Raw genomic sequence first — 21,786 nt, forward strand, 5'->3', positions numbered from 1 at the left:
GTACGTACCGCACGCACTGCTCAGCAGAGTAGTGCCGTACGAGGCGTCCCGGGCCTCAGGACTCCAGCAGCCGCACGCTGACGTCCGCCGGGAACCCGGTGGTCGAGCCGACCCGGCGGGCGAACTCCCGCACGGCCGCCAACTGGGGGCCGCCGAAGCGGAAGTCGAGCGTCGTGAAGTACTGCTCCAGGACCTTCTCGTCGAAGGCCTCCCAGCGTGCCGCCTGCTCGGCGACCTTGCCGACCTCGTCCAGGGACAGGTCCCTGGACGCCAGGAACGCCTCGTGGACCTTGCGGGTGACGGCCGGCTCGCGCTCCAGGTAGTCGCGGCGGGCCGCCCAGACGGCGAAGACGAACGGCAGGCCCGTCCACTCCTTCCACATGGCGCCGAGGTCGTGCACCTCGAGGCCGAGCTTGGGGCCCTCGCTCAGGTTGGCGCGCAGGGCCGCGTCACCGATGAGTACGGCGGCGTCGGCCTCCTGCATCATCAGCGGGAGGTCGGGCGGGCAGGTGTAGTACGACGGCTGGACACCGATCTGCTCGGCGAGGAGCAGCTGGGCCAGGCGTACGGACGTACGAGAGGTCGAGCCGAGGGCGACGCGGGCGCCGTCCAGCTGGTCGAGGGGGACCTGCGAGACGATCACGCAGGACATCACCGGGCCGTCGCAGCCGACCGCGATGTCGGGGAAGGCGACCAGCTCGTCGGCGTGCTTGAGGAACTCGACGAGCGTGATGGGCCCGATGTCGAGGTCGCCCTGCACCAGCTTCTCGCTGAGCTTCTCGGGGGTGTCCTTGGTGAGCTCGAAGTCGAGGAGCGTGCCCGTTCTCGCGAGCCCCCAGTAGAGGGGCAGGCAGTTCAGGAACTGGATGTGGCCGACGCGCGGCCGGTTGCGAGAATTGTCCACATCGCGAGGCTAGCCCCAGTGGGGTACGGTGCAGGCTTCGGGTCCCCGAGTGGTTTCGAAACCACCCGGACCCCTCGTGTCAACCCCCGTGACAGACACTGATCCACTACGACGTCAACCCAGACGCCTTGCTGGTCAAACCTCCGGGTGACGTGATCTTGCCCTCTATTGCTTTCAGCTGCCCGGGTGGCTAAGCTCGCCCGCAAGTTGCAGTTTGGTTTCCCTTGCAGTACAGAGCCTGCGGAGCATGTGACCGCGGGCTCTCGTCGTTTTCAGATGAATGCAGTTGTTTACACGCAGTTGTTTACACCTTGCAGGTTCTGGAGCAGGGCAACCCTTTGGGCCCAAGGAGGGCTTATGGCTACCGGAACCGTGAAGTGGTTCAACGCCGAAAAGGGCTTTGGTTTCATCGCCCAGGAAGGCGGAGGACCGGACGTCTTCGTCCACTACTCTGCGATCAACGCCAACGGTTTCCGTTCACTCGAGGAGAACCAGTCGGTCTCCTTCGACGTGACGCAGGGTCCGAAGGGCCCGCAGGCGGAGAACGTAACCCCGCTCTAAGCCTGCGGCTCCATGAGCCCAGTGCTTTGAACAGGATCGATAGCAGTACCCAAGGAGCCCCGCGCCGGCCTGGCGTGGGGCTCCTGCCTTTACCCGCATGTGCACCTAGATGTGCTGCATGACCAGTACGAACGTCGTCCCCGGCGCCAGCGCCTCGTACACGTGCGGCACATCTCCGCGGTACGACACGTAGTCGCCGGGCCCGAGCTCCACCGTCTCGCCCCGCGGGCCCGCCGCCAGCCGCCCGGTGCTGACGATCAGTTGCTCCACCGTCCCCGGGATGTGCGGGTCCGACTCCCGGGCGGCGCCCGGCTCCACGCGCACGTGGTAGATGTCGCGCCGCGCTCCCGGCGGGCTCGCCGACAGCAGGGTGGCCGCGTACGCCGCCTGCTCGGAGTGGACGGTCGGCCCCTCGCCCGCGCGGATCACCTGGACGGCCGGGGCGGGCGGCTCCACCAGCGCGCTGAACGGTACGCCGAGCGCCACCCCCAGCGCCCACAGCGTCTCCACGCTCGGATTGCCGCTCGCCGCCTCCAGCTGGGAGAGCGTGGACTTCGCGATGCCGGCGCGCTTGGCCAGCTCGGAGAGGGAGAGCCCGGCGCGGGTGCGCTTGCGCCGCAGGGAGGCGGCGATCCAGTCGAGCGGGAGGCGGGACGGGGGGCCGTCGTCGGTCATATGTCGTTCGCTCCGTCGGTACGATCGTTCTACTTGACGAACAGCAGGGTCACTGTTCATTGTAGAAAACATGCGTTCGCTACTCCGAACAACCGGGGCACTCGATTCCGGCCTCCTCCGTGACGTGGCCCTGGTCTGTCTCGCCAGCGGAGTCGTCGGCATCTCGTTCGGCGCGATCTCCGTCGCGGGCGGGCTGCCCGTGTGGGTGCCGGTGGTGATGTCGCTGGTCGTGTACGCGGGCTCCGCCCAGTTCAGCGCGGTGGGGATCCTGCTGGCCGGCGGCGGCCCGTTCGCGGCGGCGGCGACCGGGCTGCTGCTCAACACTCGGACGGCGGCCTTCAGCCTCGCCGTCGCAGACGTACTCGGCCGGGGACCCTGGCCGGTACGGCTGCTCGGGGCACACCTCGTCACCGACGAGACGGTGGCGTTCGCACTCGCCCAGCCCACCCCCGCCCGTCGCCGGGCCGCCTTCTGGTTCTCCGGGCTCGGTCTGTACGCGGCCTGGAACCTGTGCGTGCTGGGGGGCGCGCTGGCGGGCGGTGCGATCGGGGACACGGGCACGTTCGGCCTGGACGCGGCCTTCCCAGCGGTGCTGTTGGCGCTGGTGCTGCCCGCACTGCGGAAGGACTTGGGTGTACGGCGGGCCGCGCTCGCCGGGGCAGTCGTGGCGCTGGCGGTCACACCGGTCGTGCCCGCGGGCGTGCCGGTGCTGCTGGCCCTGGCCGGGCTGCTCGTCCTAGGGAGGACGGCATGACCACCCCGCTGGTCGTCGCCATCCTCGCGCTCGCGGTGGGGACGTACGCCTTCCGGCTGGTGGGCCCTGTCCTGCACGGGCGGGTCGAAATCCCGGTACGGGTACGTGAGTTGCTGTCCGCCGGAGCGGTGGTCCTGCTCGTCGCCCTGCTCGCCACCGGGGCGCTCACCGAGACGCGGGGGTTCGCGGGATGGGCACGGCCGCTCGGGGTGCTGGTGGGTGGGGTGCTGGCCTGGCGGAGGGCGCCGTTCGTGGTGGTGGTGCTGGGGGCGGCCGGGGCGACGGCGGTGCTGCGGGCGGTCGGGGTGGGCTAGTGGGGCCGCCTACTGCTGCTCGTAGTCCGCGTACAAGCCCTCGATCTCCCGGCTGAAGTCGCGGGCGATCTCGTCCCGCTTCAGCTTCATGGTGGGCGTCAGATGGCCCGCGTACTCGGTGAAGGCGCCCGGGAGGACGGTGAAGCGGCGGATGGATTCGGGGCGCGAGACGAGTTTGTTCGCCTCGTCGATGGCGCGCTGGAGGATCGCGAGCAACTCCGGGTCGTCGACGAGGAGTTCGGCGGGGACCGGGTGCTTGCCGTTCATCTGGCGCCAGTGGGTGATGCCGTCGGGGTCGAGGGTGATGAGGGCGGTGACGTAGGGGCGGCGGTCGCCCAGGATCATGACGTGGGCGATGAGGGGGTGGGCGCGGAGCCAGTCCTCCATGGGGGCCGGGGCGACGTTCTTGCCTCCCGCGGTGATCAGGATCTCCTTCTTGCGGCCGGTGATGGACAGGTAACCGCCGTCGTCGAGTTCGCCGATGTCGCCGGTCGCGAACCAGCCGTCCGGGGACGCGTCGACGACTCCGCCCGCGTGCGGGTCCCAGTAGCCGCGGAAGACCTGCGCGCCGCTCAGCAGGATCTCCCCGTCGGCGGCTATCCGCACCCGGGTGCCCGGGAGGGGCCAACCCACGGTTCCCAGACGGGGTTTGTCCGGAGGCGTGACCGTGGCGGCCGCGGTCGACTCCGTCAGGCCGTACCCCTCGTAGACGTCGATGCCGGCGCCTGCGTAGAACGCGGCCAGGCGGCGGCCGAGCGGGGAGCCGCCGCAGATCGCGTAACGGACCCTGCCGCCGAGGGCGTTGCGGATACGGCGGTAGACCAGGGGGTCGTAGAGCGCGCGGGCGGCGCGCAGGCCCGGTCCCGGGCCCGGGCCTGTGCCGTGCTGGCGGGCCTCCAGCGCCTCGCCGTACCGCTGTGCGATGCGCGCCGCGCGGTCGAAGGACGAGCCGCGGCGCATCCGCTCAGCGGTCGCGCGGCCCGTGTTGAAGACCTTCTCCAGGACGTACGGGATGGCCAGGAGGAAGGTCGGTTTGAAGGAGGCCAGGTCGGCGAGCAGGTCCTGGGTCTGGAGGCTCGGACTGTGGCCCAGTTTCACGCGGGCGCGCAGGCAGGCGACCGCGACCATCCGGCCGAAGACGTGCGAGAGGGGCAGGAAGAGAAGCATGGAGGGCGCGTCCTGGGTGCGGGCCCTGAAGATCGGGTAGAGCAGTTCGATCGCGTTGTCGATCTCGGCGAAGAAGTTGCCGTGGGTGATCGCGCAGCCCTTGGGGCGGCCCGTCGTGCCCGAGGTGTAGATGAGGGTGGCGAGTGTGTCGGGGCCCAACACCCCACGCCGTACGGCTACTTCCGAGTCCGGGACGTTCTGGCCCAGCTCGGCCAGCCGCTCCACGTGCCCCTTCTCGAAGACCCACATGTGTCGCAGGTCGGGGATCCGGTCGCGTTCCGGGCCGAGTGCGGCGGCCTGCGCGACGGTCTCGGTGGCGAGGGCGACGGCTCCCGAGTCCTGGAGGATCCAGCGGACCTGGAAGGGGGACGAGGTGGGATAGACGGGGACGGTGACCAGGCCTGCCGCCCAGGCGGCGAAGTCGAGGAGGGTCCACTCGTACGTCGTCCGCGCCATGATGGCTATGCGGTCACCGGGGACGAGTCCTTCCGCGATCAGGCCCTTCGCCACCGCCTGTACCTGCGCCGCGAATTCGGCCGCGGTCACGTCCGTCCACTCGCCGTCCGGGCCCTTGCGACTGAGGGCCGGCTCGTGCGGGGCCGCGGCCTCGTTGTCGAACGGTATGTCCGCGAGGGAGCCGTGCGTCATCGGGGCGACCAGCGGTGGCAGGGCCACCTCGCGCACGACCCCGTCCAGCCGCTTGATCTCGGGCTCCATGTGTGGAGGTTCGGAGGAGTACTGGCTGGACACGGGGTGCTCCTTGTCGGCCGGGGGCCGGGGCGGGGTGAGGGCGCGAATCCTCATACGGGCCTGGGGGGTGGGGAGTTCAGGTGTGCGGGTGCGGTGGGGCGGGATCGTAGTCCTGCCGAGGTGGGGATCGTGTAAACCGGCTGAGGTGGGGATCGTACGGCGCCGGAGTGTGGGGTTTGTGGGGTTGGAGGGCGGGCGGCGTGCGGGTTACCGGCGGTACTTCCGGGGGGTGGGGGGCGGCTGATTCGGTGCCGGTTCGGGCCTCTTCGGTCTTGGCCTCAACTTGGACTTACCGCGGGTAACCTTGCGTCGGGGCGAGGTGGCGTCCACCTGTGCTGGGCCAGGACTTTCTTCGCCCCCTCCGCCCCTGCCCGTCCCGTACCTGGGGGCTCCGCCCCCAGACCCCCGTTCGCCCGAAGGGCTCGTCCTCAAACGCCGGACGGGCTGAAATCGAAGGGCCCGCCCTCAAGCACCGCAGGACGGGCTGAAATCGAAGGGCCCGTCCTCAAGCACCGCAGGACGGGCTGAAAGATCTCTCCCCGGAGCCCCCGTGCAGAAGCGTGTTCGCGTCGATCTTGCCCGTCTCGCCGCCTATGAGCGGGTGTGTGGGTTCGCCACCGGGGCGGTGGCCATGCCGGTCACGTATCCGCATGTGCTGGCGTTTCCGATGACCGTGCGGGTCATGGCCAGTCGGGCGTTCCCGCTGCCGGTGCTCGGGCTTGTTCATACGTCGACGGAGATGACGCAGCGGCGGGGGCTACCCGCCGATGGGGAGTACGAGATCAGTGTGTGCGTCGAGGGGTTGGCGGCTCACAGGCGCGGGACGGAGGCGACCGTGGTGACCGAGGCGCGGCTCGCGGGCACCCTCGTATGGGAGTCGAGGAACACCTATCTGGCGCGGCATTCGACGGCCGGCGCTCCCGGGCCCCGAGACGACGTCGCGGAACGCACGCCGCTGCCCGCCGTCGCCGAGTGGCGGTTCGCCGGGGACGTCGGGCGGCGCTACGGCGCCGTGTCCAGGGACCGCAACCCCATCCACCTGTATCCGCTCACGGCCCGCCTGTTCGGCTTCGCCCGGCCGATCGCCCACGGCATGTGGACCGTCGCGCGCTGCCTCGCCGAACTCCCGGCAGACGGTGAATCCCTCACCGTACGGGCGGAGTTCAAGGCACCCGTACGACTCCCGGGAACGGTGACCTACGCGGCCGAAGGCAACCGTTTCGAGCTCCGGGGTGCGATGCAGCGGCTCCATCTCACAGGCGAGGTCCAGCCCGCCCCCATGTGAACAACAGGCAAACAATCGGCGGGAACCGCGACTTGCCGACCTCGCGCGCCCCACGTCCTGGGGGGCAAACTCGCAGGTGAGCCACCTAAGTTAAGAAATCGTTCACAGTAAACCCCTAGCTTCCCCAAGGTTCTTTCAAGCCTCCGCTCATTCCACGCTCAGACACCCTTCCTAGCCTCGGTCCACCTGCTGGAACCGCGCCAGGAAGGCTCCCGAGCCATGCCCCCCACCCCCAGACGTATCGCCGTACTCGCCGATTCGGACACCCGCTGGAAGTGGGGCGCCTCCGTCGCACGACAGATCGCTCCGGACCACGCACTCGACGCGTACTTCCTGCGCACCCGGGCCACCCCGACCGAGCGCCAGCTCGCCGAGGTCGGCATCGTGCCGGACACCCAACGCGAGGTCACGGCGGCCGAGTTGGTCGACGACGAGGAGTTCGCGAGCGCCGACATCGTGGTCCTGGCGATCGTCGGCGGTACCGCGCTCGCGCTCGTGCACAGCCTCGGTCTGGCGTGGGAGGCGCGCGCCGAGCGGCCCGTCACCGTCACCGGCTATGTCGGAGTCGTCTACGAGAAGATGGTCGACGGCCTGCTCACCCGCGCCGGCGCCGATGTCGTCCTCGCCAACAGCGCCTACGACACGGGCCGGTTCCGCGATGTCTTCGCGAACGTGGGCGTCGACCCGGACTCGGTCGTCGAGTGCGCGCTGCCGTTCCTCGGCGGCGACCCGTACACGCCCTCCGGCGACCGCCCCTTCACGCTCACCTTCGCCGTGCAGCCGTCGGTGCCCAAGAGCAGGGAGGAACGGCTCTCGCTCCTGGAGCGCGCGGCCGCACACGCCCGGCGGCACCCCGAACGCCTCGTCCTGATGAAGCTGCGCAGCCTGCCGGGCGAGCACACGACCCACGTCGAGGCCAACCCGTACCAGGAACTCATCGGGAAGCTGGCCGAGCCGGCCCCGTCCAACCTCCAGCTCGTGTACGGGAACATGGGTGAAGTCCTCGACCGTACGGACCTGTTGGTGACGGTCAGTTCCACGGCCGCGCTGGAGTCGATGCACCGGAACATCCCCACCGCGATCCTCACCGACTTCGGTGTCCGCGAGGCGCACGGCAATCACTACTTCGTGGAATCCGGCTGCCTCACCTCCTGGGACGAGCTCGACGCCGGTGCCCGCCCGCGACCGGACCCGGCGTGGACGGCCGCGCAGGGCATCGGCAAGAGCGACCCGTACGCCGCGACGCGCGCCCGCATCGCCGCGCTGCGCGCCTCGGGTCCGCTGCCGCAGCTGCGGCCGTACTACTCGCCCCAGCGGGCCGGTGCCTACCTGGGCGGCGTGCTGGAGCGCAACGGGTTCGACGAGAAGGGCCGGCCGCTGCCCGTGTCGTCGGGAGCGGGTGACGGCTCCCTGAAATCGGCCGTCCGGGGCGTCACGCGCCGCGGCGCCAAGCGGCTCTACCGCATGGGCTATCAGCGGGTCGCACCCGCGCTCCGGCGCTGGGGGCAGACGTGACCCGCAGCGCTCCGGCGGTGCGACAGACATGACCCGCGCCGTCTCCGGCAGAACACCGGGACCCCCAGTGCCCCGCGCCGCCTCTGCCAGAAGCCCGCGACACCAATGATCCACAACCCCGGGGGAAGACCATGACCCGCACCCTCGCACTCGTCGAGAGCCCCGCCCAGCTCCTCAACCTCCTTGAGTGGGCACTGGGCGAGCGCGACGGCGCGCCGGATCCCGCCCGGTGCGAGGTGGCGGTCCTGCTGCCCCGCGACGCGACCACGCGCCACCAGCTGGGCGTGATGGCGGAGTTGGCCCGCGCGGAGGGCATCCGGGTCGCTCTGCACGACATCCGCAGGGTTCCGGCCGGCTTTCCGCGCGCCCTGGCGGCGCTCGCGCCGAAGCTGGCCGGAGCGGGGCGCCTGGTGATCGGCGACCCGTTCTCGGGGCTGATCCAGTGGCTGCTGCCGCTGGCCAGGACGCGGGACCTGGTGCTTGTGGACGACGGCACGGCGACCCTGGAGCTCTCCCGTGAACTGCTCGCGGGGCGCCCGCTGGTCCGCTGGCACCGCACGGGCTCGGCACCGGCGGCTGCCGCCCGCGCCTCGCGCCGGATAACCCCCGGACACGGGCGGCAACTTGAGGTCTTCTCCTGCCTGACGGCCGACCTCAGGCTGCCGCCCGGCGGTATCGCCTCGGCCAACACCTACAGCTGGGCGCGGCAGCGGTACGGGCCGCCGCAGGTCCGCCCCGGCGTCGACGTGATCGGCACCTCGCTCGCAGAGACCGGCCTGATCGACCCCGAGCGGTATGTGCGGGAGATCATCTCCCTCGCCGACGAGGTGAACGCGGAACGCTACTTCGCGCACCGCCGCGAGGACCCGGACAAGCTGCGGCTCATCGCGGAGTACGCCGAGCTGGAAGTCGTACGGCCCGAACTCCCCCTGGAACTCGAACTGTTGAAGGGCCCGGTCGCCGACACCCTGGTCAGCATGCCCTCCACGGTGCTGCACACCCTGCCCCTCGTGCTCGCCGGTACGGGCGTGGAGATCACCGTCTGCGGGGACGTCACCGACTGGCTCGAACCGGACGCGTCCGAGCGGGCGACAGCCTTCCTGGAAGAAGTGATCCGCAAATGACCTGGAAGAGGTAGTGCACAGGTGACCTGGAACAACGACCTGAAGCGGACGGCGAAGTCCGCCTTCGAGAGCTGTACCGGCCTGCGCGTCACCCGTGCGCGCAGGCCCCTCCCCCGCACCACCGAGGCCACGCTCGTCAGACCTCCGGCCGGCCAGGTCGCCGCGAGCGCCCGGCCGCCCTCCCGCCCCGAGACCGACCGGCTGCTGCGTGCACCCGTGTTCGTGCTCTCCGCGCCGCGCTCCGGCTCCACTCTCCTGCGCGTCCTGCTGAACAGCCACTCGCAGCTGCACTCCCCGCACGAGACGCACTTCCGCCGCATCACGGTCCGCTTCACCACCGAGCCCGCGAACCAGGCGATGCAGGCCGCGGGCCACAATCTCGCCGACGTCGAGCACATCCTCTGGGACCGGCTGCTGCACCGCGAACTCGCCCTCAGCGGCAAGGAGTTCCTCGTCGAGAAGACACCGAGCAACGTGTTCGTCTGGAACCGGCTCGCCACCTGCTGGCCGGACGCGCGCTTCGTGTTCCTGATCCGGCACCCGTACTCGATCGCCCGCTCCTGGCACGAGGGTGCCCCCGAGACGCGGCCGATGGAGGAGGCGGTGCGCCACACCCGCGAGTACATGCGGACCCTGGAACAGGCGAGGCAGCACCTGCCCGGCCACACCATCCGCTACGAGGACCTGACCGCCGACCCCGAGTCGGCGACCCGCGCGCTCTGCGACCGTCTCGGCATCCGCTGGGAGCCCACGATGACGGAGTACGGGCGCCACGACCACGGCGAGTTCACCAAGGGCATCGGCGACTGGACGGACAAGATCAAGAGCGGCAGCGTCCAGGCGGGGCGCCCGCTGCCGGAGCCGGGCGAGATCCCGGAGGGCCTGCGGCCGATGGCGAAGGCCTGGGGCTACCTGGACTGAGCGTCCTTGGCGGGCTCCTTGGCAGGCTCCTTGGCAGGCGGTGACCAGGGGCGTCCCTCCATGAGGTCGCCGAGGCCCGCCCAGGCGAAGTTCATCAAGGTCGCCGCCGCCTGTTTCGCCGAGACGCCCGGCGTGGCGTTGGCCCAGGCCGCGAGCGACTCGGCCGCGCCGACCAGGGCCTCGGCGAGCCCGGCGACCTCCGTCTCGGGCAGCGACGGGTCGTGGTGTGCCTCACGGGCCGCGACGACGATCAACCGCGTGACGAACGTGACGAGTTCCTCGCGCATCGCGCCGGCCTCGGCGGCGAACGGTTCGCCGTGCGTACGCGCCTGGAGGTGCAGCACCGACCAGCCGTCGGGGTTCTGCGCGGTGTGCGTGAAGAACGCCCGCAGTCCGTCCCAGAGTTGGCGGTCGGCGGGCAGGTCCGGCTGTACGCCCGCCATGACGGCGCCGGTGAGCGCCTGGGCCTCGCGCCGGATGCAGGCGGTGAAGAGGTCTTCCTTCGAGTTCAGGTACAGGTACACCAACGGCTTGGACACGCCCGCCAGTTCGGCGATCTCGTCCATCGACGCGGCCCGGTACCCCAACTGCCCGAAGGTCCGCACGGCGGCGTCCAGCATCTGCTGTTCCCGTACCGCGCGCGGCATCCGCTTGCTCTTCACAGCACCCATGCGCGCAAGCGTACGGTTTGCCTGCCGGCGGCTGGGCGGGGATAGGGCTCGCTGGTTCTGGTCCTGGGCCGGGGTGCCGTTCCTGGGGGCTGCGCCCCCAGACCCCCTGTCGGCCTGGACGGCCTCGTCCTCAAACGCCGGACGAGCTGAAAGATCTCTACGAAGCCTGGCCCTGCGCGCCGCCGCGGGCCGCGTCGTCTGCGCTGTCCTCCTGGGTGCGGTTCTGGTCCAGGTTGGTCTTGATGCGGTCGACGCGGGCGACGACCTGGGCGGAGGCGCGGTCGCGCTCCTTGCGCAGGACGACGAAGCTGATCGGGGCGGAGATCACCAGGGAGAGCAGGACGATCCACATGTAGTTGGAGTCGCCGAAGCCGCGCGGGGCGAAACCGAGGGAGACAAGGCCCCAGACGACCAGGAGGCAGCCCGCGAAGATCCCCAGACGCATCAGCGTGTAGCGGCCCATGTCAATCCACTCTTCCGATCCGAATCCGTTTGGAACACCCCAAAGGGCACCGTCCAGTGAAGCACGACGGGGCGGCGATCTTGCAGGGGGGCCTCGGGGCGAGGAGGAGTCTCAGGCACGGGAGGCGAGCGGCAGCAGCATCGTGATGTCGTCACGGTCCTCGCCGGGAGCGACCCGGATCGCGCCGGGCACGCGGCCGACCTCCTTGTATCCGCAGGAGGCGTAGAACCGCTCAAGGCCCTCGCCGCCCCGGCAGGTGAGCCGTATCGCCCCGATCCCCTCGAAGCCGGCTCCGGCCTCCTCCGCGGCGGCCAGCAGCTCGCGCCCGTACCCCTTGCCCTGGTGCCTGGGATGCACCATCACCGTGTACAGCCACACCCAGTGCTTCATCAGCCGGTGCGTGTTGAAGCTGAAGAACGCGGTGGCGGCGACGGCGCCGTCCTCGTCATACCCCACGAGCAGCCGGGTGCGGCCGTCCGATATCGCCGTGAGGTGCTTGAGCCACTCGGGCCGGATGTCCTCGGCGTCCACCGGCGGTACGAAACCGACCGAGCCGCCCGCGTTGGAGACGTCCGCCCACAGGCCGATCACTCCGTCACGGAGCTCCGGACCTATGGGCGGGTCCAGTTGGAAGATCAGTGCCATCGTGCGCGCTCGCTCAGACCCGCATCGGCTGGGGGGACTCGCGGCGCGCCGGGTCGGGACCGTCGTACTCGCGGATGATCTCGTACCGCGTGTTCCGCTCGACCGGGCGGAAGCCGGCGTCGCGGATCAGGTCGAGCAGGTCCTCGCGGGTCAGCTTGTTCGGGGTGCCGTAGTTGTCCGCGTCGTGCGTGATCTTGTACTCGACGACCGAGCCGTCCATGTCGTCGGCGCCGTGCTGGAGGGCGAGCTGCGCGGTCTGGACGCCGTGCATGACCCAGAAGACCTTGACGTGCGGGACGTTGTCGAAGAGGAGGCGTGAGACCGCGAAGGTCTTGAGAGCCTCGGCTCCCGTCGCCATCTGCGTACGCGCCTGGAGGCGGTTGCGGACCTTGCCGTCCTTCACGTCCACGAAGTCGTGCTGGTAGCGCAGCGGGATGAAGACCTGGAAACCGCCGGTCTCGTCCTGGAGTTCGCGCAGCCGCAGCACGTGGTCCACGCGGTGGCGGGGCTCCTCGATGTGGCCGTACAGCATCGTGCACGGGGTCTTGAGACCCTTTTCGTGCGCGAGCCGGTGGATGCGCGACCAGTCCTCCCAGTGGGTGCGGTGGTCGACGATGTGCTGCCGGACCTCCCAGTCGAAGATCTCGGCGCCGCCACCGGTGAGGGACTCGAGCCCGGCGTCGATCAGCTCGTCGAGGATCTCGGAGGCGCTGAGCCCGGAGATCGTCTCGAAGTGGTGGATCTCCGTCGCCGTGAAGGCCTTCAGGGAGACGTTCGGGAGGGCCTTCTTCAGTTCGCTGAGCGAGCGCGGGTAGTACCGCCACGGCAGGTTCGGGTGCAGGCCGTTGACGATGTGCAGCTCGGTGAGGTTCTCGCCCTCCATCGTCTTGGCGAGGCGGACGGCCTCCTCGATGCGCATCGTGTACGCGTCCTTCTCGCCCGGCTTGCGCTGGAACGAGCAGTACGCGCAGGACGCGGTGCACACGTTCGTCATGTTGAGGTGGCGGTTGACGTTGAAGTGGACGACGTCGCCGTTCTTCTTCATCCGCACCTCGTGGGCGAGCCCGCCCAGCCAGGCCAGGTCGTCCGACTCGTACAGCGCGATGCCGTCCTCGCGGGTCAGCCGCTCACCGGCCCGGACCTTGTCCTCCAGCTCGCGCTTGAGCCCGACATCCATGCGTGTACCTCTCCCTAATGACGATCCGTGTCAACCGTACGCCTAACTGCTCCGCCCTTTTGAAGCAGGCGGCTACTCCTCTTCGGGCAGCTCTCCCACCCGGTTCTCCCACTTCGTGGAGAGCACGATGGTCGTACGGGTCCTGGAGACGCCCTTCGTTCCGGACAGCCGCCGGATGGTCTTCTCCAGACCGTCCACGTCGCTCGCCCGCACCTTGAGCATGAACGAGTCGTCGCCGGCGATGAACCAGCAGTCCTCGATCTCGCTGAGGTCCTTCATACGGCGCGCCACGTCCTCGTGGTCGGCGGCGTCGGAGAGCGAGATGCCGATCAGGGCGATGACACCGAGACCGAGTGAGGCCGAGTCGACTGTGGCGCGGTAGCCCGTGATGACACCGGCCGCCTCCAGCCTGTTGATGCGGTCGGTGACACTGGGTCCCGACAGACCGACGAGGCGCCCCAGTTCCGCGTAGGAAGCCCGGCCGTTCTCTCTCAGGGCCTGGATGAGCTGCCTGTCCACCGCGTCCATGCGATCGATAGCCTTCCGCTGAAGAGTTCCTGAAAGTGATGAATGCCTGATATGTCGGGTACTGCTCGGTGCTCAGACGGTGCGCGAACCCCCGCCGAGTTCGCCTTCCCACCGCCGGTACAGGCCGTGCTCGACGCCCGCCGCGTCGAGGATCCGCCCGGCGACGAAGTCCACCAGGTCCTGGATGTGCGTGGCGCCCGCGTAGAACGCCGGTGAGGCGGGCAGTACGGTCGCGCCCGCGTCGTCCAGGGCGACCAAGTGCCGCAGCGTCTGCCCGTTCAGCGGGGTCTCACGGACGGCGACGACCAGCTTGCGGCCCTCCTTGAGCGTGACGCTCGCGGCGCGCTGGAGCAGGTCCTTGGAGAGCCCGAGGGCGACCCCGGCCACGCAGGCGGTGGAGGCGGGCACGATGAGCATGCCCTTCACGGGGTACGAGCCGGAGGAAGGCCCCGCCGCCAGGTCCCCGGCACTCCAGTGACGTACGGCGTCCATACGTCCCTCGAAAGCGTTGAAGGCGCCCGGCTTACCGTCGGCGCCCCTGGCCAGCCACTCGCGCAGGTCCTGCTGCCAGTGGGCGTCCCGGAAGGCGATCCCCGTCTCGTCGAGCAGGGTGAGCCGGGAGGCGCGGGAGACCACGAGGTCCACGCTCTCCCCCGCATCCAGAAGCGCACGCAGGACGGCAGCGGCGTACGGGGTACCGGACGCGCCCGACACCCCCACGATCCAAGGCCGGCGCTGCGTCTGTCCTGGGTTCATGGCACCGAGCCTATCCGGCATGGTGGGGTGGGAACCGGCCAAGGGGGCCGGAGCGTTCCCCGGAGGGGACGAGTTGACCGTGGGGGTCGCCATGTCGGGTACAGGGTCGGGCACGAGGCCGGGTGCGGAACTCGCGTGGACGCGGGGCGGCCGGGCACAGGCCGCCGCCAAGCTGATGGTGGGCTGGGTGGCCCTGCTGTGGCTGCTCGAAGTCGTGGACGTGGTCAGCGGCCACGCCCTTGACGGCCTCGGGATCATGCCGCGGCAGGCCTCCGAGCTGGTCGACATCGTGCCCGCCGCCTTCATCCATTTCGGCTTCGCCCATGTCGCCGCCAACAGCGTGCCGCTGCTTGTCCTCGGCTTCCTCGCGGCCCTCGGCGGGCTGCGCCGGTTCGCCGCGGTCTGCGCGATGATCATCGTCGCGGACGGTCTGGGCGTGTGGCTCATAGCCCCGGCGAACAGCAACACGGCGGGCGCCTCCGGGCTGATCTTCGGCCTGTTCGGCTTCCTTCTGGTCACCGGCTTCATCGAGCGCCGCCCGCTGGGCATCCTCGTCGGCCTGCTGGTCGGCGCCGTCTGGGGCAGCTCGATGCTGATGGGCCTCGCCCCGACGCAGACGGGCGTCAGCTGGCAGGGCCATCTCATCGGCCTGATATCGGGGGTGGCGGCGGCGTTCCTGTTCCGCCGCCGGGCCACCACCGCGCCCGCGCTTATACGGTGAGCCCGCGCACCAGCAGATCGAGCAGGGCGCAGGCGAACAGCGCGATGCCGATGAACCCGTTGACGCTGAAGAACGCGCGGTTCAGGCGGGACAGGTCGTGCGGTTTGACGATGGAGTGCTCGTAGAGGAAGGCACCCGCGACGACCACCAGGCCGACCCAGAAGAACGTTCCGGCGTCGGTGGCCAGGGCGTACCAGACGAACAGCGCCGTGGTGACGGTGTGGCAGACGCGCGCGCCCCAGACGGCCGCGGGGATCCCGAACCGCGCCGGCACCGACATCACGCCGACCTCGCGGTCCGTCTCGACGTCCTGGCAGGCGTAGATCAGATCGAAGCCGCCGATCCAGATGCCGACCGCGAGCCCGAGGATGACCGCGTCCCAGGACCACTCGCCGGTGATCGCCAGCCAGCCGCCGATCGGGCCCATCGCCTGGGCGAGACCGAGGATGGCCTGCGGGAAGTTAGTGAACCGCTTGCCGTACGGGTAGACGACCATCGGGATGACCGCGATGGGCGCGAGGGCCAGGCACAGGGGGTTGAGCAGGGCCGCGGCGCCGAGGAAGAAGACGAGGGCGACCAGCGCCCCGGTCCAGGCGTGCTTCACGGTCATCGCGCCGGTGACCAGCTCGCGATGGGCCGTACGGGGATTGCGGGCGTCGATCTCGCGGTCGATGATCCGGTTCGCGGCCATGGCGAACGTACGCAGCCCGACCATCGCGATGGTGACGAGCAGCAGCCGTCCCCAGTGGATGTTCTCGTCCAGCTGGAACATCGCGGTCAGCGCGGCGATGTAGGCGAAGGGCAGCGCGAAGACCGAGTGCTCGATCATGACGAGGCGCAGGAACGCCTTGGTGCGGCCCGGCTGCGGGAGCGCTGCGGAAGCTGAACTCACAGTCCGTTCTCCCTCACGCTGTTCAGAGACCTCACGAGCCGTACCCCTTCACGCTGTTCAAGCACCCTCACAAGCCGCGCCTGTTCACACTTGCTCAAGCACCTCACAAGCCGCACCTGTTCACGCTGTTCAAGCCCCTCACAAGCCGTACTCCTTCCAGCGGCGGTCGACCGTCGCCGCCGTCTCCGGGTCGGAGAGCACCATCTCGGGCCAGCCCCCGTCCCGGGTGTAGCCCTCCTCGGGCCACTTCCTCGTCGCGTCGATGCCCGCCTTGCCTCCCCAGAACTGCTGGTAGGAGGCGTGGTCGAGGTGGTCGACCGGGCCTTCTACGACGGTGAGGTCGCGGGCGTAGTCCGTGTTGCCGAGGGCTCGCCACGCGACCTCGTGCAGATCGTGGACGTCGCAGTCGGAGTCGACCACCACGATCAGCTTGGTGAGGGACATCATGTGCGCCCCCCACACAGCGTGCATCACCTTCTGGGCGTGCTTGGGGTATTTCTTGTCGATCGCGACGATCGCACAGTTGTGGAAACCCCCTGCTTCGGGCAGGTGGTAGTCCACGATGTCCGGCACGATGATCTTGAGGAGGGGGAGGAAGAACCGCTCCGTCGCCCGGCCCAGGGGTCCGTCCTCCGTCGGAGGGCGGCCTACGACGATCGACTGGATGAGCGGCCGCTTCCGCATCGTCACGCAGTCGATGGTCAGCGCCGGGAACGGCTCCTGCGGCGTGTAGAACCCGGTGTGGTCGCCGAACGGCCCCTCCGGGAGCATCTCGCCCGGCTCCAGCCACCCTTCGAGTACGACCTCGGCGTTGGCGGGCACCTGCAGCGGCACCGTCTTGCAGTCGACCATCTCGATGCGCTTGCCCTGGATGAACCCGGCGAAGAGGTACTCGTCGATGTCACCGGGCAGCGGGGCGGTCGAGGCGTACGTCACGGCGGGCGGACACCCGAAGGCGATGGCGACCGGCAGCCGCTCACCCTTGCGGGCCGCCACCTGGTAGTGGTTCCGGCTGTCCTTGTGGATCTGCCAGTGCATGCCGATCGTGCGCTTGTCGTGGCGCTGGAGGCGGTAGAGCCCGAGATTGCGGATGCCGGACTCGGGGTCCTTGGTGTGGGTCAGGCCCAGATTGAAGAAGGACCCGCCGTCCTGCGGCCAGGTGAACAGCGCCGGAAGCTGGTCCAGGTCCACGTCCTCGCCCCGGAGCACGACCTCCTGGACCGGCGCCTCCTTGACCTTCTTCGGCGGTACGTGGGTCATCGCGCCGAGCTTCCCGAAGGCCTCGCGCACCCCGACGAAGCCGTGCGGCAGCTCGGGCTTGAGCAGCCCGCCGATCTTCTCGGAGATGTCGCCGTACGACTTCAGCCCCAGGGCCTTCAGCAGTCGCCGGTCGGTCCCGAAAACGTTCATCGCGAGCGGCATCGCGGACCCGCGGACGTTCTCGAAGAGCAGCGCCGGGCCCTGCGCCTTCTGCACCCGGTCGACGATCTCCCCGACTTCCAGATACGGATCCACCTCGGCCTTGATGCGCTTGAGGTCGCCCTCACGCTCCAGGGCCCGCAACAGGGAGCGAAGATCGTCATAAGCCATGTCTCCAAGTATCGGCCACCCGCTAACCTGTGCCCGTCACCGGGGCCCTTTCGCCGCCCCGCCGCCGCTCACTGAGGGATCGCCCGCCCATGCTCAGGTATCTGCCCTTCCTGCTGGTCCTGGCGCTGTGGATCTACGCCTTCATCGACTGCCTGAACACCCCGGAGAAGGAAGTCCGGGGCCTGCCGAAGGTGGTGTGGGTGATCATCATCCTGCTCTTCGGCGAGGTGCTGGTCGGCCCGGTCGCCTGGCTGGTGGCGGGCAGGCCGCGTAAGACGCCCGCGAACGGCGCCGCGCCCTCCACCTGGCGCCGCGACCAGCGCACGGGGTTCGTCGCGCCCGACGACAACCCCGAGTTCCTCAAGTCCCTCAAGTCCGACAAGGACGGTGGCGAGGACGACGAGGCGCTCCTCAAGAAGTGGGAGGCAGACCTCCAGCGCCGCGAGGAGGAACTGAAGCGGCGCGAGCGCGACGACGAGGCCTGACCCCGCCATGGCCGACATGGAACTGCGGCTGCTCGTCACCTTCGAGAAGGTCGCGACCGTGCTGAGTTTCACGCAGGCCGCCGCCGAGCTGAAGTACGCGCAGTCCAGCGTGACCAGTCAGGTCCGTGCCCTGGAGTCCTCACTCGGGACCGAGCTCTTCGACCGGCTGGGGAGCAGGATCCGGCTGACCGAGGCGGGTGAACGGCTCCTCCCGTACGCCCGTCAGATCATCGAGCTGGCCGAGGAGGCGCGGGCGGCGGTCGTCGGCGCCGGGGAGCCGAGCGGCGCGCTCACCGTCGGCACGATGGAGTCGCTGACCGCGTACCGGCTGCTGCCCCTCCTCGAACTGTTCCACCACCGCTATCCAGGCGTCCGGCTCTCGCTGCGCACGACCATCGGCGACGAGACGCGGCAGGCGCTCCGGCAGGGCACGTACGACGTGGGCTTCCTGATGGAGCGGGAGACCGAGCACGCGGGCCTCGAGACGGCGGTGCTCGCGGTCGAGCCGCTGACGCTCGTCGCGGCGCCGGGCCATCGGCTCGCCAACACGCCTGTGGTCACCGCGGATCTCGTACGGGAGTCCCTGCTCGCCACCGAACCGGGCTGCGCCTACCGGGACTTGTTCGAGCTGGAGCTCAACTCCCTTGGGCAGGTCGCCTTCACGGAGTTCGGCACGATCGAGGCGACCAAGCGTGCCGCGGCGGCCGGCCTCGGGATCGCGCTCCTGCCCGAGGTGACGGTCGCCGCGGAGCTGGCGGACGGCAGTCTTGTCCGGCTGCCGTGGGAGGTGCCGTTCACACTTCGGACGCAGCTGGCGTGGCGGGCCGGGAAGCGGCTTCCGGCGCATGTGCGGCTGTTCGTGGAGCAGGCGCGGCGGCTGGTGCGGGAGCAGTCGTCGGACGCGTGACCTGCACGGGCTTGGTAAGCGTGACCTTCAGGCTGGCCGCCACGATCAGCGGGACGCCCAACGCCTGGACGAGGCCGATGTGGTGGCCGTACACCGCCCAGTCGGCGACCATCGCGACCGCCGGGTAGGTGAAGGCGAGTACGGCGATCTTCGCGGTCGGCAGTTTGGCGTACGCGGAGTACATGAGGACGTACATCAGGCCCGTGTGGATGAGTCCGAGTCCGACCAGCCAGCCCCATCCGGCGCCGGTCCCGCGCATCGCGCCGAAGTCGGCGAAGGGGAGCAACAGCGGGATTCCTACGAGGACTTGGACGAGGGCGATGAGGTGGGGGCGTACGCCGGTGATGCGCTTGGTCACGAGGGTGGAGAGGCCGTAGAGGAGGGCGGCGAGGAGCGCCTGGCCGATGCCGAGGAGGTAGGTGGTGTCTCCGCCAGTGAAGTCCGCGGGGCGGATTCCCGAGACCAGGATCAGGCCGGCGAAGGCGACGACGATCCAGCCCGCCTTCGCCGCGGTGAGGCGCTCGCGGAAGAGGAGGGCGCCCAGCAGGACCACGTAGAACGGCTGGGTGTGGTAGACGACGGTCGCGACCGAGATCGACGTGTTCTCGTACGACTGGAAGAGCAGGACCCAGTTGAAGACGATGAACACCCCGCCGAGTACGGCGAGTCCGAGTTTTCGCGGGGTGAAGCCGTGTCCGCGGAACCAGCCGCGGGCGACGACATACGCGCCCAGCGCCAGGGCGCCGAAGAGGACGCGGAAGAAGACGACGTTGAAGGGGGAGGCGCCGGACTCGACGACGAAGATGCCGAGGGTGCCGGAGAGGACCATGGCGGCGGTCAGTTGGGCGGTGCCCTTGTTCTCGAGGGTGCTTTTCGAGGTCATGGGCTGAACGTACGAGCGGGGGTCCTGGCCGGTCCATGAGCCAGTGGGGCGTCCTGCCGATGGGGGGATCGGCAGGACCGATGGCGCGTGTGGACAGACCGATGGTGCGTACGGATCAGGCCAGCCCGAGCCGGGTGATCTCCCGTCCCGCGGAGCGGTCCATCACCATCCGCAGGCCGGCCCCACGGGTCCTGTCGTAGGCGGCCACGTCCACGACGCCGAGCTGGAACCAGACCGCTTTGGCGCCGATCGTCACAGCCTGGTCGGCGATGTCGCCGGCCAGGGCGGAGTTGACGAACACGTTCACCACGTCCACCGGGAAAGGGATGTCCGCGAGCGAGGCGTAGCCCTGCTCGCCGTGCACCGCCTCGGCCTTGGGGTGCACGGGCACCACCTTCTTGTCGATGCGCTGCAGCTTCTCGGCCACGCGGTAGGCGGCCCGGTCGGGGTTGCTGGACAGACCGACCACAGCCCAGATCTCTCCGGCGCTTGTGAGGATGTCCCTGATCGTCGCGTCGTCGCCATAGGTCATCGCCACAGGATGGCATACAGGATCCAATATGGCGATGGGCCTGCCCATCGCTGAGCGATGGCCCGCCGCGCCCGATACGGCACCGGGTCCGGTACAAGGTGTACGCCCGCATGCCCCCCGAAACGGACAATGCGCCTCTGCCCGGCGGCGGCCCGGCCCCGGACACTTACGGTGCATGACGACCGCTCCCGCCAGTTCAGCACCAGCCCTCGCCCCCGAGTACGGCGACAAAGTCATCGCCGTCGAGACGGCGGGCTCGGAACCGATCCCCGACTCCGAACGGCACGGCAACCCGCTCCAGTTGCTGTGGACGTGGGCCTCCCCGAACATCGAGTTCGCGACCGTCTACATCGGCGTGATCTCCGTCCTCTTCTTCGGCCTGAACTTCTGGCAGGCGGCCGCGGCGCTGCTGCTCGGCACCGCGCTGGGCTCGCTGACGCAGGGGATCCTGTCGCTGGACGGGCCGCGGTTCGGCGTACCGCAGATGGCGATCGGCCGCTTCGCCTTCGGCTACCGGGGCAACCTGCTGCCGTCGGGTGTGAACGCGCTGGTCGCGGGTGTCGGCTGGTTCGCCGTGAACAGTGTGAGCGCGGCTTTCGCGCTCAACACGCTGACGGACCTGCGTCCGCTTCCTTCGCTGTTGATAGTGGTGGCGGCCGAGATCGTGATCGGCTTCATCGGCCACAACTTCGTGCACGCCTTCGAGAAGTACGCGTTCCCCGTGCTCGCGGTCGTCTTCCTGCTGGCCGGTGCCTGGACCTTCAAGGAGGCCGACCTCGGCGGGGCCGGCGCGGGCGGCGGCATCGGCGGCTTCCTGCTCGCCTTCAGCACGGCCTGGGGTTACACGGCCGGCTGGAACCCGGGCGCCTCCGACTACTCGCGCTACCTCCCGCGCACGGCGAACCGCTTCAAGACCGCCCTCTACCCCGCCGTGGGTCTCTTCGTGTCGATCGCGGTCGTCTCCCTGATCGGCGCGGCCTCGGCGACGATCGTGGCCCCCGACGACGCGACCCCGACGGCCGCCTTCACCGGCCATCTCCCGTCCTGGCTCAGCAACTTGGTACTCCTCGCCATCATCCTGGGCGCGGTCTCGGCCAACGCCCTCAACGTCTACTCCTCCGCCATGTCGGTCACCTCGCTGGGCCTGCGGCTGCCGGTCTGGCTGGGCCGCAGCGCGCTGGTGGTCCTGTCGGGCCTGGCGGGTACGGCGGCGGCCTGGGCGTCACTCGCCGACGCGGGGCACGCTTACGAGGCGTTCCTGCTGGTCATCGCGTACTGGGTGGGCCCGTGGCTGGGCGTCGTCCTGGTCGAGCGCTGGATGCGCTCGCACACCCCGGCCGAGGAACTGACCCTGCGTCTCGGCGACCGCGCCTACACCAACTGGCCGGGCATAGCTGCCCTGTTGACCGGCATCGCAGTCTCCGTCCCGCTCTTCTCCAACCAGGAGAAGTACATGGGGTGGGTGCCCGAGCAGTGGCCGGCCTTCGGAGACATCACCTGTCTCGTCGGGTTCGTGGTGAGCGCGGGGCTGTATGCGGGGCTGCGGCGCCGGGCGGCCTAGAGCAG

General features: G+C 69.6%; 24 protein-coding genes. 11 read left to right on the forward strand and 13 right to left on the reverse strand.

Annotated elements, in window-relative coordinates:
- Nucleotides 1-55: 55 nt before the first annotated feature.
- Nucleotides 56-904: a menaquinone biosynthetic enzyme MqnA/MqnD family protein gene (locus OG246_RS05210; protein ID WP_266456514.1), complete on the reverse strand. Its 849-nt coding sequence runs from the start codon at nucleotides 902-904 to the stop codon at nucleotides 56-58.
- Between the two features lie 357 nt (nucleotides 905-1,261).
- Here OG246_RS05210 and OG246_RS05215 point away from each other — a divergent pair, with 357 nt between their 5' ends.
- Nucleotides 1,262-1,465, forward strand: a complete 204-nt coding sequence (locus OG246_RS05215; protein WP_037627265.1) for a cold-shock protein — start codon at nucleotides 1,262-1,264, stop codon at nucleotides 1,463-1,465.
- A gap of 105 nt (nucleotides 1,466-1,570) precedes the next feature.
- Here the strand turns inward: OG246_RS05215 and OG246_RS05220 are convergent, their stop codons facing one another.
- Nucleotides 1,571-2,140: a helix-turn-helix domain-containing protein gene (locus OG246_RS05220; RefSeq protein ID WP_266456521.1), complete on the reverse strand. Its 570-nt coding sequence runs from the start codon at nucleotides 2,138-2,140 to the stop codon at nucleotides 1,571-1,573.
- Between the two features lie 70 nt (nucleotides 2,141-2,210).
- Here OG246_RS05220 and OG246_RS05225 point away from each other — a divergent pair, with 70 nt between their 5' ends.
- Both OG246_RS05225 and OG246_RS05230 read left to right on the forward strand, forming a co-directional pair.
- Nucleotides 2,211-2,894, forward strand: a complete 684-nt coding sequence (locus OG246_RS05225; protein ID WP_266456524.1) for an AzlC family ABC transporter permease — start codon at nucleotides 2,211-2,213, stop codon at nucleotides 2,892-2,894.
- Nucleotides 2,891-3,208, forward strand: coding sequence for an AzlD domain-containing protein (locus OG246_RS05230; protein ID WP_266456526.1), 318 nt, complete (start codon nucleotides 2,891-2,893; stop codon nucleotides 3,206-3,208). The genes OG246_RS05225 and OG246_RS05230 overlap by 4 nt, the downstream gene beginning before the upstream one ends.
- A 9-nt stretch (nucleotides 3,209-3,217) precedes the next feature.
- Here OG246_RS05230 and OG246_RS05235 read toward each other — a convergent pair whose 3' ends face one another.
- Nucleotides 3,218-5,092 (reverse strand): long-chain fatty acid--CoA ligase, encoded by a 1,875-nt coding sequence (locus OG246_RS05235; protein WP_266463878.1) that lies wholly within the window; start codon nucleotides 5,090-5,092, stop codon nucleotides 3,218-3,220.
- A gap of 517 nt (nucleotides 5,093-5,609) precedes the next feature.
- On the opposite strand from OG246_RS05235, the gene OG246_RS05240 reads away from it, so the two are divergent.
- The 4 genes from OG246_RS05240 to OG246_RS05255 all read left to right on the forward strand — a co-directional run bounded on the left by OG246_RS05240 (nucleotide 5,610) and on the right by OG246_RS05255 (nucleotide 9,970).
- Nucleotides 5,610-6,410, forward strand: coding sequence for a MaoC/PaaZ C-terminal domain-containing protein (locus tag OG246_RS05240; protein ID WP_323178308.1), 801 nt, complete (start codon nucleotides 5,610-5,612; stop codon nucleotides 6,408-6,410).
- A 219-nt stretch (nucleotides 6,411-6,629) separates the two neighbouring features.
- Nucleotides 6,630-7,925, forward strand: a complete 1,296-nt coding sequence (locus tag OG246_RS05245; RefSeq protein WP_266456530.1) for a DUF6716 putative glycosyltransferase — start codon at nucleotides 6,630-6,632, stop codon at nucleotides 7,923-7,925.
- Between the two features lie 131 nt (nucleotides 7,926-8,056).
- Nucleotides 8,057-9,049, forward strand: coding sequence for a hypothetical protein (locus OG246_RS05250; protein WP_266456533.1), 993 nt, complete (start codon nucleotides 8,057-8,059; stop codon nucleotides 9,047-9,049).
- A 21-nt stretch (nucleotides 9,050-9,070) separates the two neighbouring features.
- Complete coding sequence (locus tag OG246_RS05255; protein WP_266456536.1) at nucleotides 9,071-9,970, forward strand: sulfotransferase; 900 nt, start codon at nucleotides 9,071-9,073, stop codon at nucleotides 9,968-9,970.
- On the opposite strand, the gene OG246_RS05260 is transcribed toward OG246_RS05255, so the two are convergent.
- The 6 genes from OG246_RS05260 to OG246_RS05285 all read right to left on the reverse strand — a co-directional run bounded on the left by OG246_RS05260 (nucleotide 9,958) and on the right by OG246_RS05285 (nucleotide 14,210).
- The gene (locus OG246_RS05260) at nucleotides 9,958-10,641 is read right to left on the reverse strand and encodes a TetR/AcrR family transcriptional regulator (protein WP_266456539.1); all 684 of its coding nucleotides are present in this window, start codon (nucleotides 10,639-10,641) and stop codon (nucleotides 9,958-9,960) included. The genes OG246_RS05255 and OG246_RS05260 overlap by 13 nt on opposite strands.
- Before the next feature lie 157 nt (nucleotides 10,642-10,798).
- Nucleotides 10,799-11,104, reverse strand: coding sequence for a DUF4229 domain-containing protein (locus OG246_RS05265; protein ID WP_266456541.1), 306 nt, complete (start codon nucleotides 11,102-11,104; stop codon nucleotides 10,799-10,801).
- 111 nt (nucleotides 11,105-11,215) lie between these two features.
- Nucleotides 11,216-11,749, reverse strand: a complete 534-nt coding sequence (locus tag OG246_RS05270; RefSeq protein WP_266456543.1) for a GNAT family N-acetyltransferase — start codon at nucleotides 11,747-11,749, stop codon at nucleotides 11,216-11,218.
- Nucleotides 11,750-11,762: 13 nt separating this feature from the next.
- Nucleotides 11,763-12,926, reverse strand: a complete 1,164-nt coding sequence (gene mqnE, locus OG246_RS05275; RefSeq protein ID WP_266456545.1) for an aminofutalosine synthase MqnE — start codon at nucleotides 12,924-12,926, stop codon at nucleotides 11,763-11,765.
- Between the two features lie 72 nt (nucleotides 12,927-12,998).
- A complete protein-coding gene (locus OG246_RS05280; RefSeq protein ID WP_266456547.1) occupies nucleotides 12,999-13,454 on the reverse strand; it encodes an Lrp/AsnC family transcriptional regulator in 456 nt (151 codons plus the stop codon).
- A 72-nt stretch (nucleotides 13,455-13,526) separates the two neighbouring features.
- The gene (locus OG246_RS05285) at nucleotides 13,527-14,210 is read right to left on the reverse strand and encodes a UbiX family flavin prenyltransferase (RefSeq protein ID WP_266456550.1); all 684 of its coding nucleotides are present in this window, start codon (nucleotides 14,208-14,210) and stop codon (nucleotides 13,527-13,529) included.
- A 91-nt stretch (nucleotides 14,211-14,301) separates the two neighbouring features.
- Here OG246_RS05285 and OG246_RS05290 point away from each other — a divergent pair, with 91 nt between their 5' ends.
- Nucleotides 14,302-14,931: a rhomboid family intramembrane serine protease gene (locus OG246_RS05290; protein WP_266463881.1), complete on the forward strand. Its 630-nt coding sequence runs from the start codon at nucleotides 14,302-14,304 to the stop codon at nucleotides 14,929-14,931.
- On the opposite strand, the gene mqnP is transcribed toward OG246_RS05290, so the two are convergent.
- Nucleotides 14,921-15,823: a menaquinone biosynthesis prenyltransferase MqnP gene (mqnP, locus tag OG246_RS05295; protein ID WP_266456552.1), complete on the reverse strand. Its 903-nt coding sequence runs from the start codon at nucleotides 15,821-15,823 to the stop codon at nucleotides 14,921-14,923. The two genes, OG246_RS05290 and mqnP, sit on opposite strands and share 11 nt — an antisense overlap.
- 138 nt (nucleotides 15,824-15,961) lie before the next feature.
- Nucleotides 15,962-17,413 carry a menaquinone biosynthesis decarboxylase gene (locus OG246_RS05300; protein ID WP_266456554.1) on the reverse strand — a complete coding sequence of 484 codons (1,452 nt, stop codon included), beginning with the start codon at nucleotides 17,411-17,413 and terminating at the stop codon, nucleotides 15,962-15,964.
- Between the two features lie 89 nt (nucleotides 17,414-17,502).
- On the opposite strand from OG246_RS05300, the gene OG246_RS05305 reads away from it, so the two are divergent.
- Nucleotides 17,503-17,898 (forward strand): PLD nuclease N-terminal domain-containing protein, encoded by a 396-nt coding sequence (locus OG246_RS05305; RefSeq protein WP_266456556.1) that lies wholly within the window; start codon nucleotides 17,503-17,505, stop codon nucleotides 17,896-17,898.
- Nucleotides 17,899-17,914: 16 nt separating this feature from the next.
- Nucleotides 17,915-18,805, forward strand: a complete 891-nt coding sequence (locus OG246_RS05310; protein WP_266463883.1) for a LysR family transcriptional regulator — start codon at nucleotides 17,915-17,917, stop codon at nucleotides 18,803-18,805.
- Here the strand turns inward: OG246_RS05310 and OG246_RS05315 are convergent.
- Together OG246_RS05315 and OG246_RS05320 are read right to left on the reverse strand one after the other, a co-directional pair.
- Complete coding sequence (locus tag OG246_RS05315; protein ID WP_266456557.1) at nucleotides 18,693-19,688, reverse strand: DMT family transporter; 996 nt, start codon at nucleotides 19,686-19,688, stop codon at nucleotides 18,693-18,695. The genes OG246_RS05310 and OG246_RS05315 overlap by 113 nt on opposite strands.
- 115 nt (nucleotides 19,689-19,803) lie before the next feature.
- Complete coding sequence (locus tag OG246_RS05320; RefSeq protein ID WP_266456559.1) at nucleotides 19,804-20,220, reverse strand: CoA-binding protein; 417 nt, start codon at nucleotides 20,218-20,220, stop codon at nucleotides 19,804-19,806.
- 175 nt (nucleotides 20,221-20,395) lie between these two features.
- Here OG246_RS05320 and OG246_RS05325 point away from each other — a divergent pair, with 175 nt between their 5' ends.
- Entirely contained in the window at nucleotides 20,396-21,781 is a 1,386-nt protein-coding gene (locus OG246_RS05325) for a cytosine permease (protein ID WP_266456562.1), read from the forward strand.
- Nucleotides 21,782-21,786 lie beyond the last annotated feature (5 nt).

The sequence above is a fragment of the Streptomyces sp. NBC_00620 genome, assembly GCF_026341825.1.
Lineage (GTDB): Bacteria > Actinomycetota > Actinomycetes > Streptomycetales > Streptomycetaceae > Streptomyces.

Excerpts from the sequence above, each read along its gene's own strand:
- OG246_RS05215 (WP_037627265.1), top strand. The coding sequence starts at position 1,262 with ATGGCTACCGGAACCGTGAAGTGGTTCAACGCCGAAAAGGGCTTTGGT.
- OG246_RS05220 (WP_266456521.1), bottom strand. The coding sequence starts at position 2,140 with ATGACCGACGACGGCCCCCCGTCCCGCCTCCCGCTCGACTGGATCGCC.
- OG246_RS05225 (WP_266456524.1), top strand. The coding sequence starts at position 2,211 with ATGCGTTCGCTACTCCGAACAACCGGGGCACTCGATTCCGGCCTCCTC.
- OG246_RS05230 (WP_266456526.1), top strand. The coding sequence starts at position 2,891 with ATGACCACCCCGCTGGTCGTCGCCATCCTCGCGCTCGCGGTGGGGACG.
- OG246_RS05235 (WP_266463878.1), bottom strand. The coding sequence starts at position 5,092 with ATGGAGCCCGAGATCAAGCGGCTGGACGGGGTCGTGCGCGAGGTGGCC.
- OG246_RS05245 (WP_266456530.1), top strand. The coding sequence starts at position 6,630 with ATGCCCCCCACCCCCAGACGTATCGCCGTACTCGCCGATTCGGACACC.
- OG246_RS05250 (WP_266456533.1), top strand. The coding sequence starts at position 8,057 with ATGACCCGCACCCTCGCACTCGTCGAGAGCCCCGCCCAGCTCCTCAAC.
- OG246_RS05260 (WP_266456539.1), bottom strand. The coding sequence starts at position 10,641 with ATGGGTGCTGTGAAGAGCAAGCGGATGCCGCGCGCGGTACGGGAACAG.
- OG246_RS05265 (WP_266456541.1), bottom strand. The coding sequence starts at position 11,104 with ATGGGCCGCTACACGCTGATGCGTCTGGGGATCTTCGCGGGCTGCCTC.
- OG246_RS05270 (WP_266456543.1), bottom strand. The coding sequence starts at position 11,749 with ATGGCACTGATCTTCCAACTGGACCCGCCCATAGGTCCGGAGCTCCGT.
- mqnE (WP_266456545.1), bottom strand. The coding sequence starts at position 12,926 with ATGGATGTCGGGCTCAAGCGCGAGCTGGAGGACAAGGTCCGGGCCGGT.
- OG246_RS05280 (WP_266456547.1), bottom strand. The coding sequence starts at position 13,454 with ATGGACGCGGTGGACAGGCAGCTCATCCAGGCCCTGAGAGAGAACGGC.
- OG246_RS05285 (WP_266456550.1), bottom strand. The coding sequence starts at position 14,210 with ATGAACCCAGGACAGACGCAGCGCCGGCCTTGGATCGTGGGGGTGTCG.
- OG246_RS05290 (WP_266463881.1), top strand. The coding sequence starts at position 14,302 with ATGTCGGGTACAGGGTCGGGCACGAGGCCGGGTGCGGAACTCGCGTGG.
- OG246_RS05300 (WP_266456554.1), bottom strand. The coding sequence starts at position 17,413 with ATGGCTTATGACGATCTTCGCTCCCTGTTGCGGGCCCTGGAGCGTGAG.
- OG246_RS05305 (WP_266456556.1), top strand. The coding sequence starts at position 17,503 with ATGCTCAGGTATCTGCCCTTCCTGCTGGTCCTGGCGCTGTGGATCTAC.
- OG246_RS05310 (WP_266463883.1), top strand. The coding sequence starts at position 17,915 with ATGGAACTGCGGCTGCTCGTCACCTTCGAGAAGGTCGCGACCGTGCTG.
- OG246_RS05315 (WP_266456557.1), bottom strand. The coding sequence starts at position 19,688 with ATGACCTCGAAAAGCACCCTCGAGAACAAGGGCACCGCCCAACTGACC.
- OG246_RS05320 (WP_266456559.1), bottom strand. The coding sequence starts at position 20,220 with ATGACCTATGGCGACGACGCGACGATCAGGGACATCCTCACAAGCGCC.
- OG246_RS05325 (WP_266456562.1), top strand. The coding sequence starts at position 20,396 with ATGACGACCGCTCCCGCCAGTTCAGCACCAGCCCTCGCCCCCGAGTAC.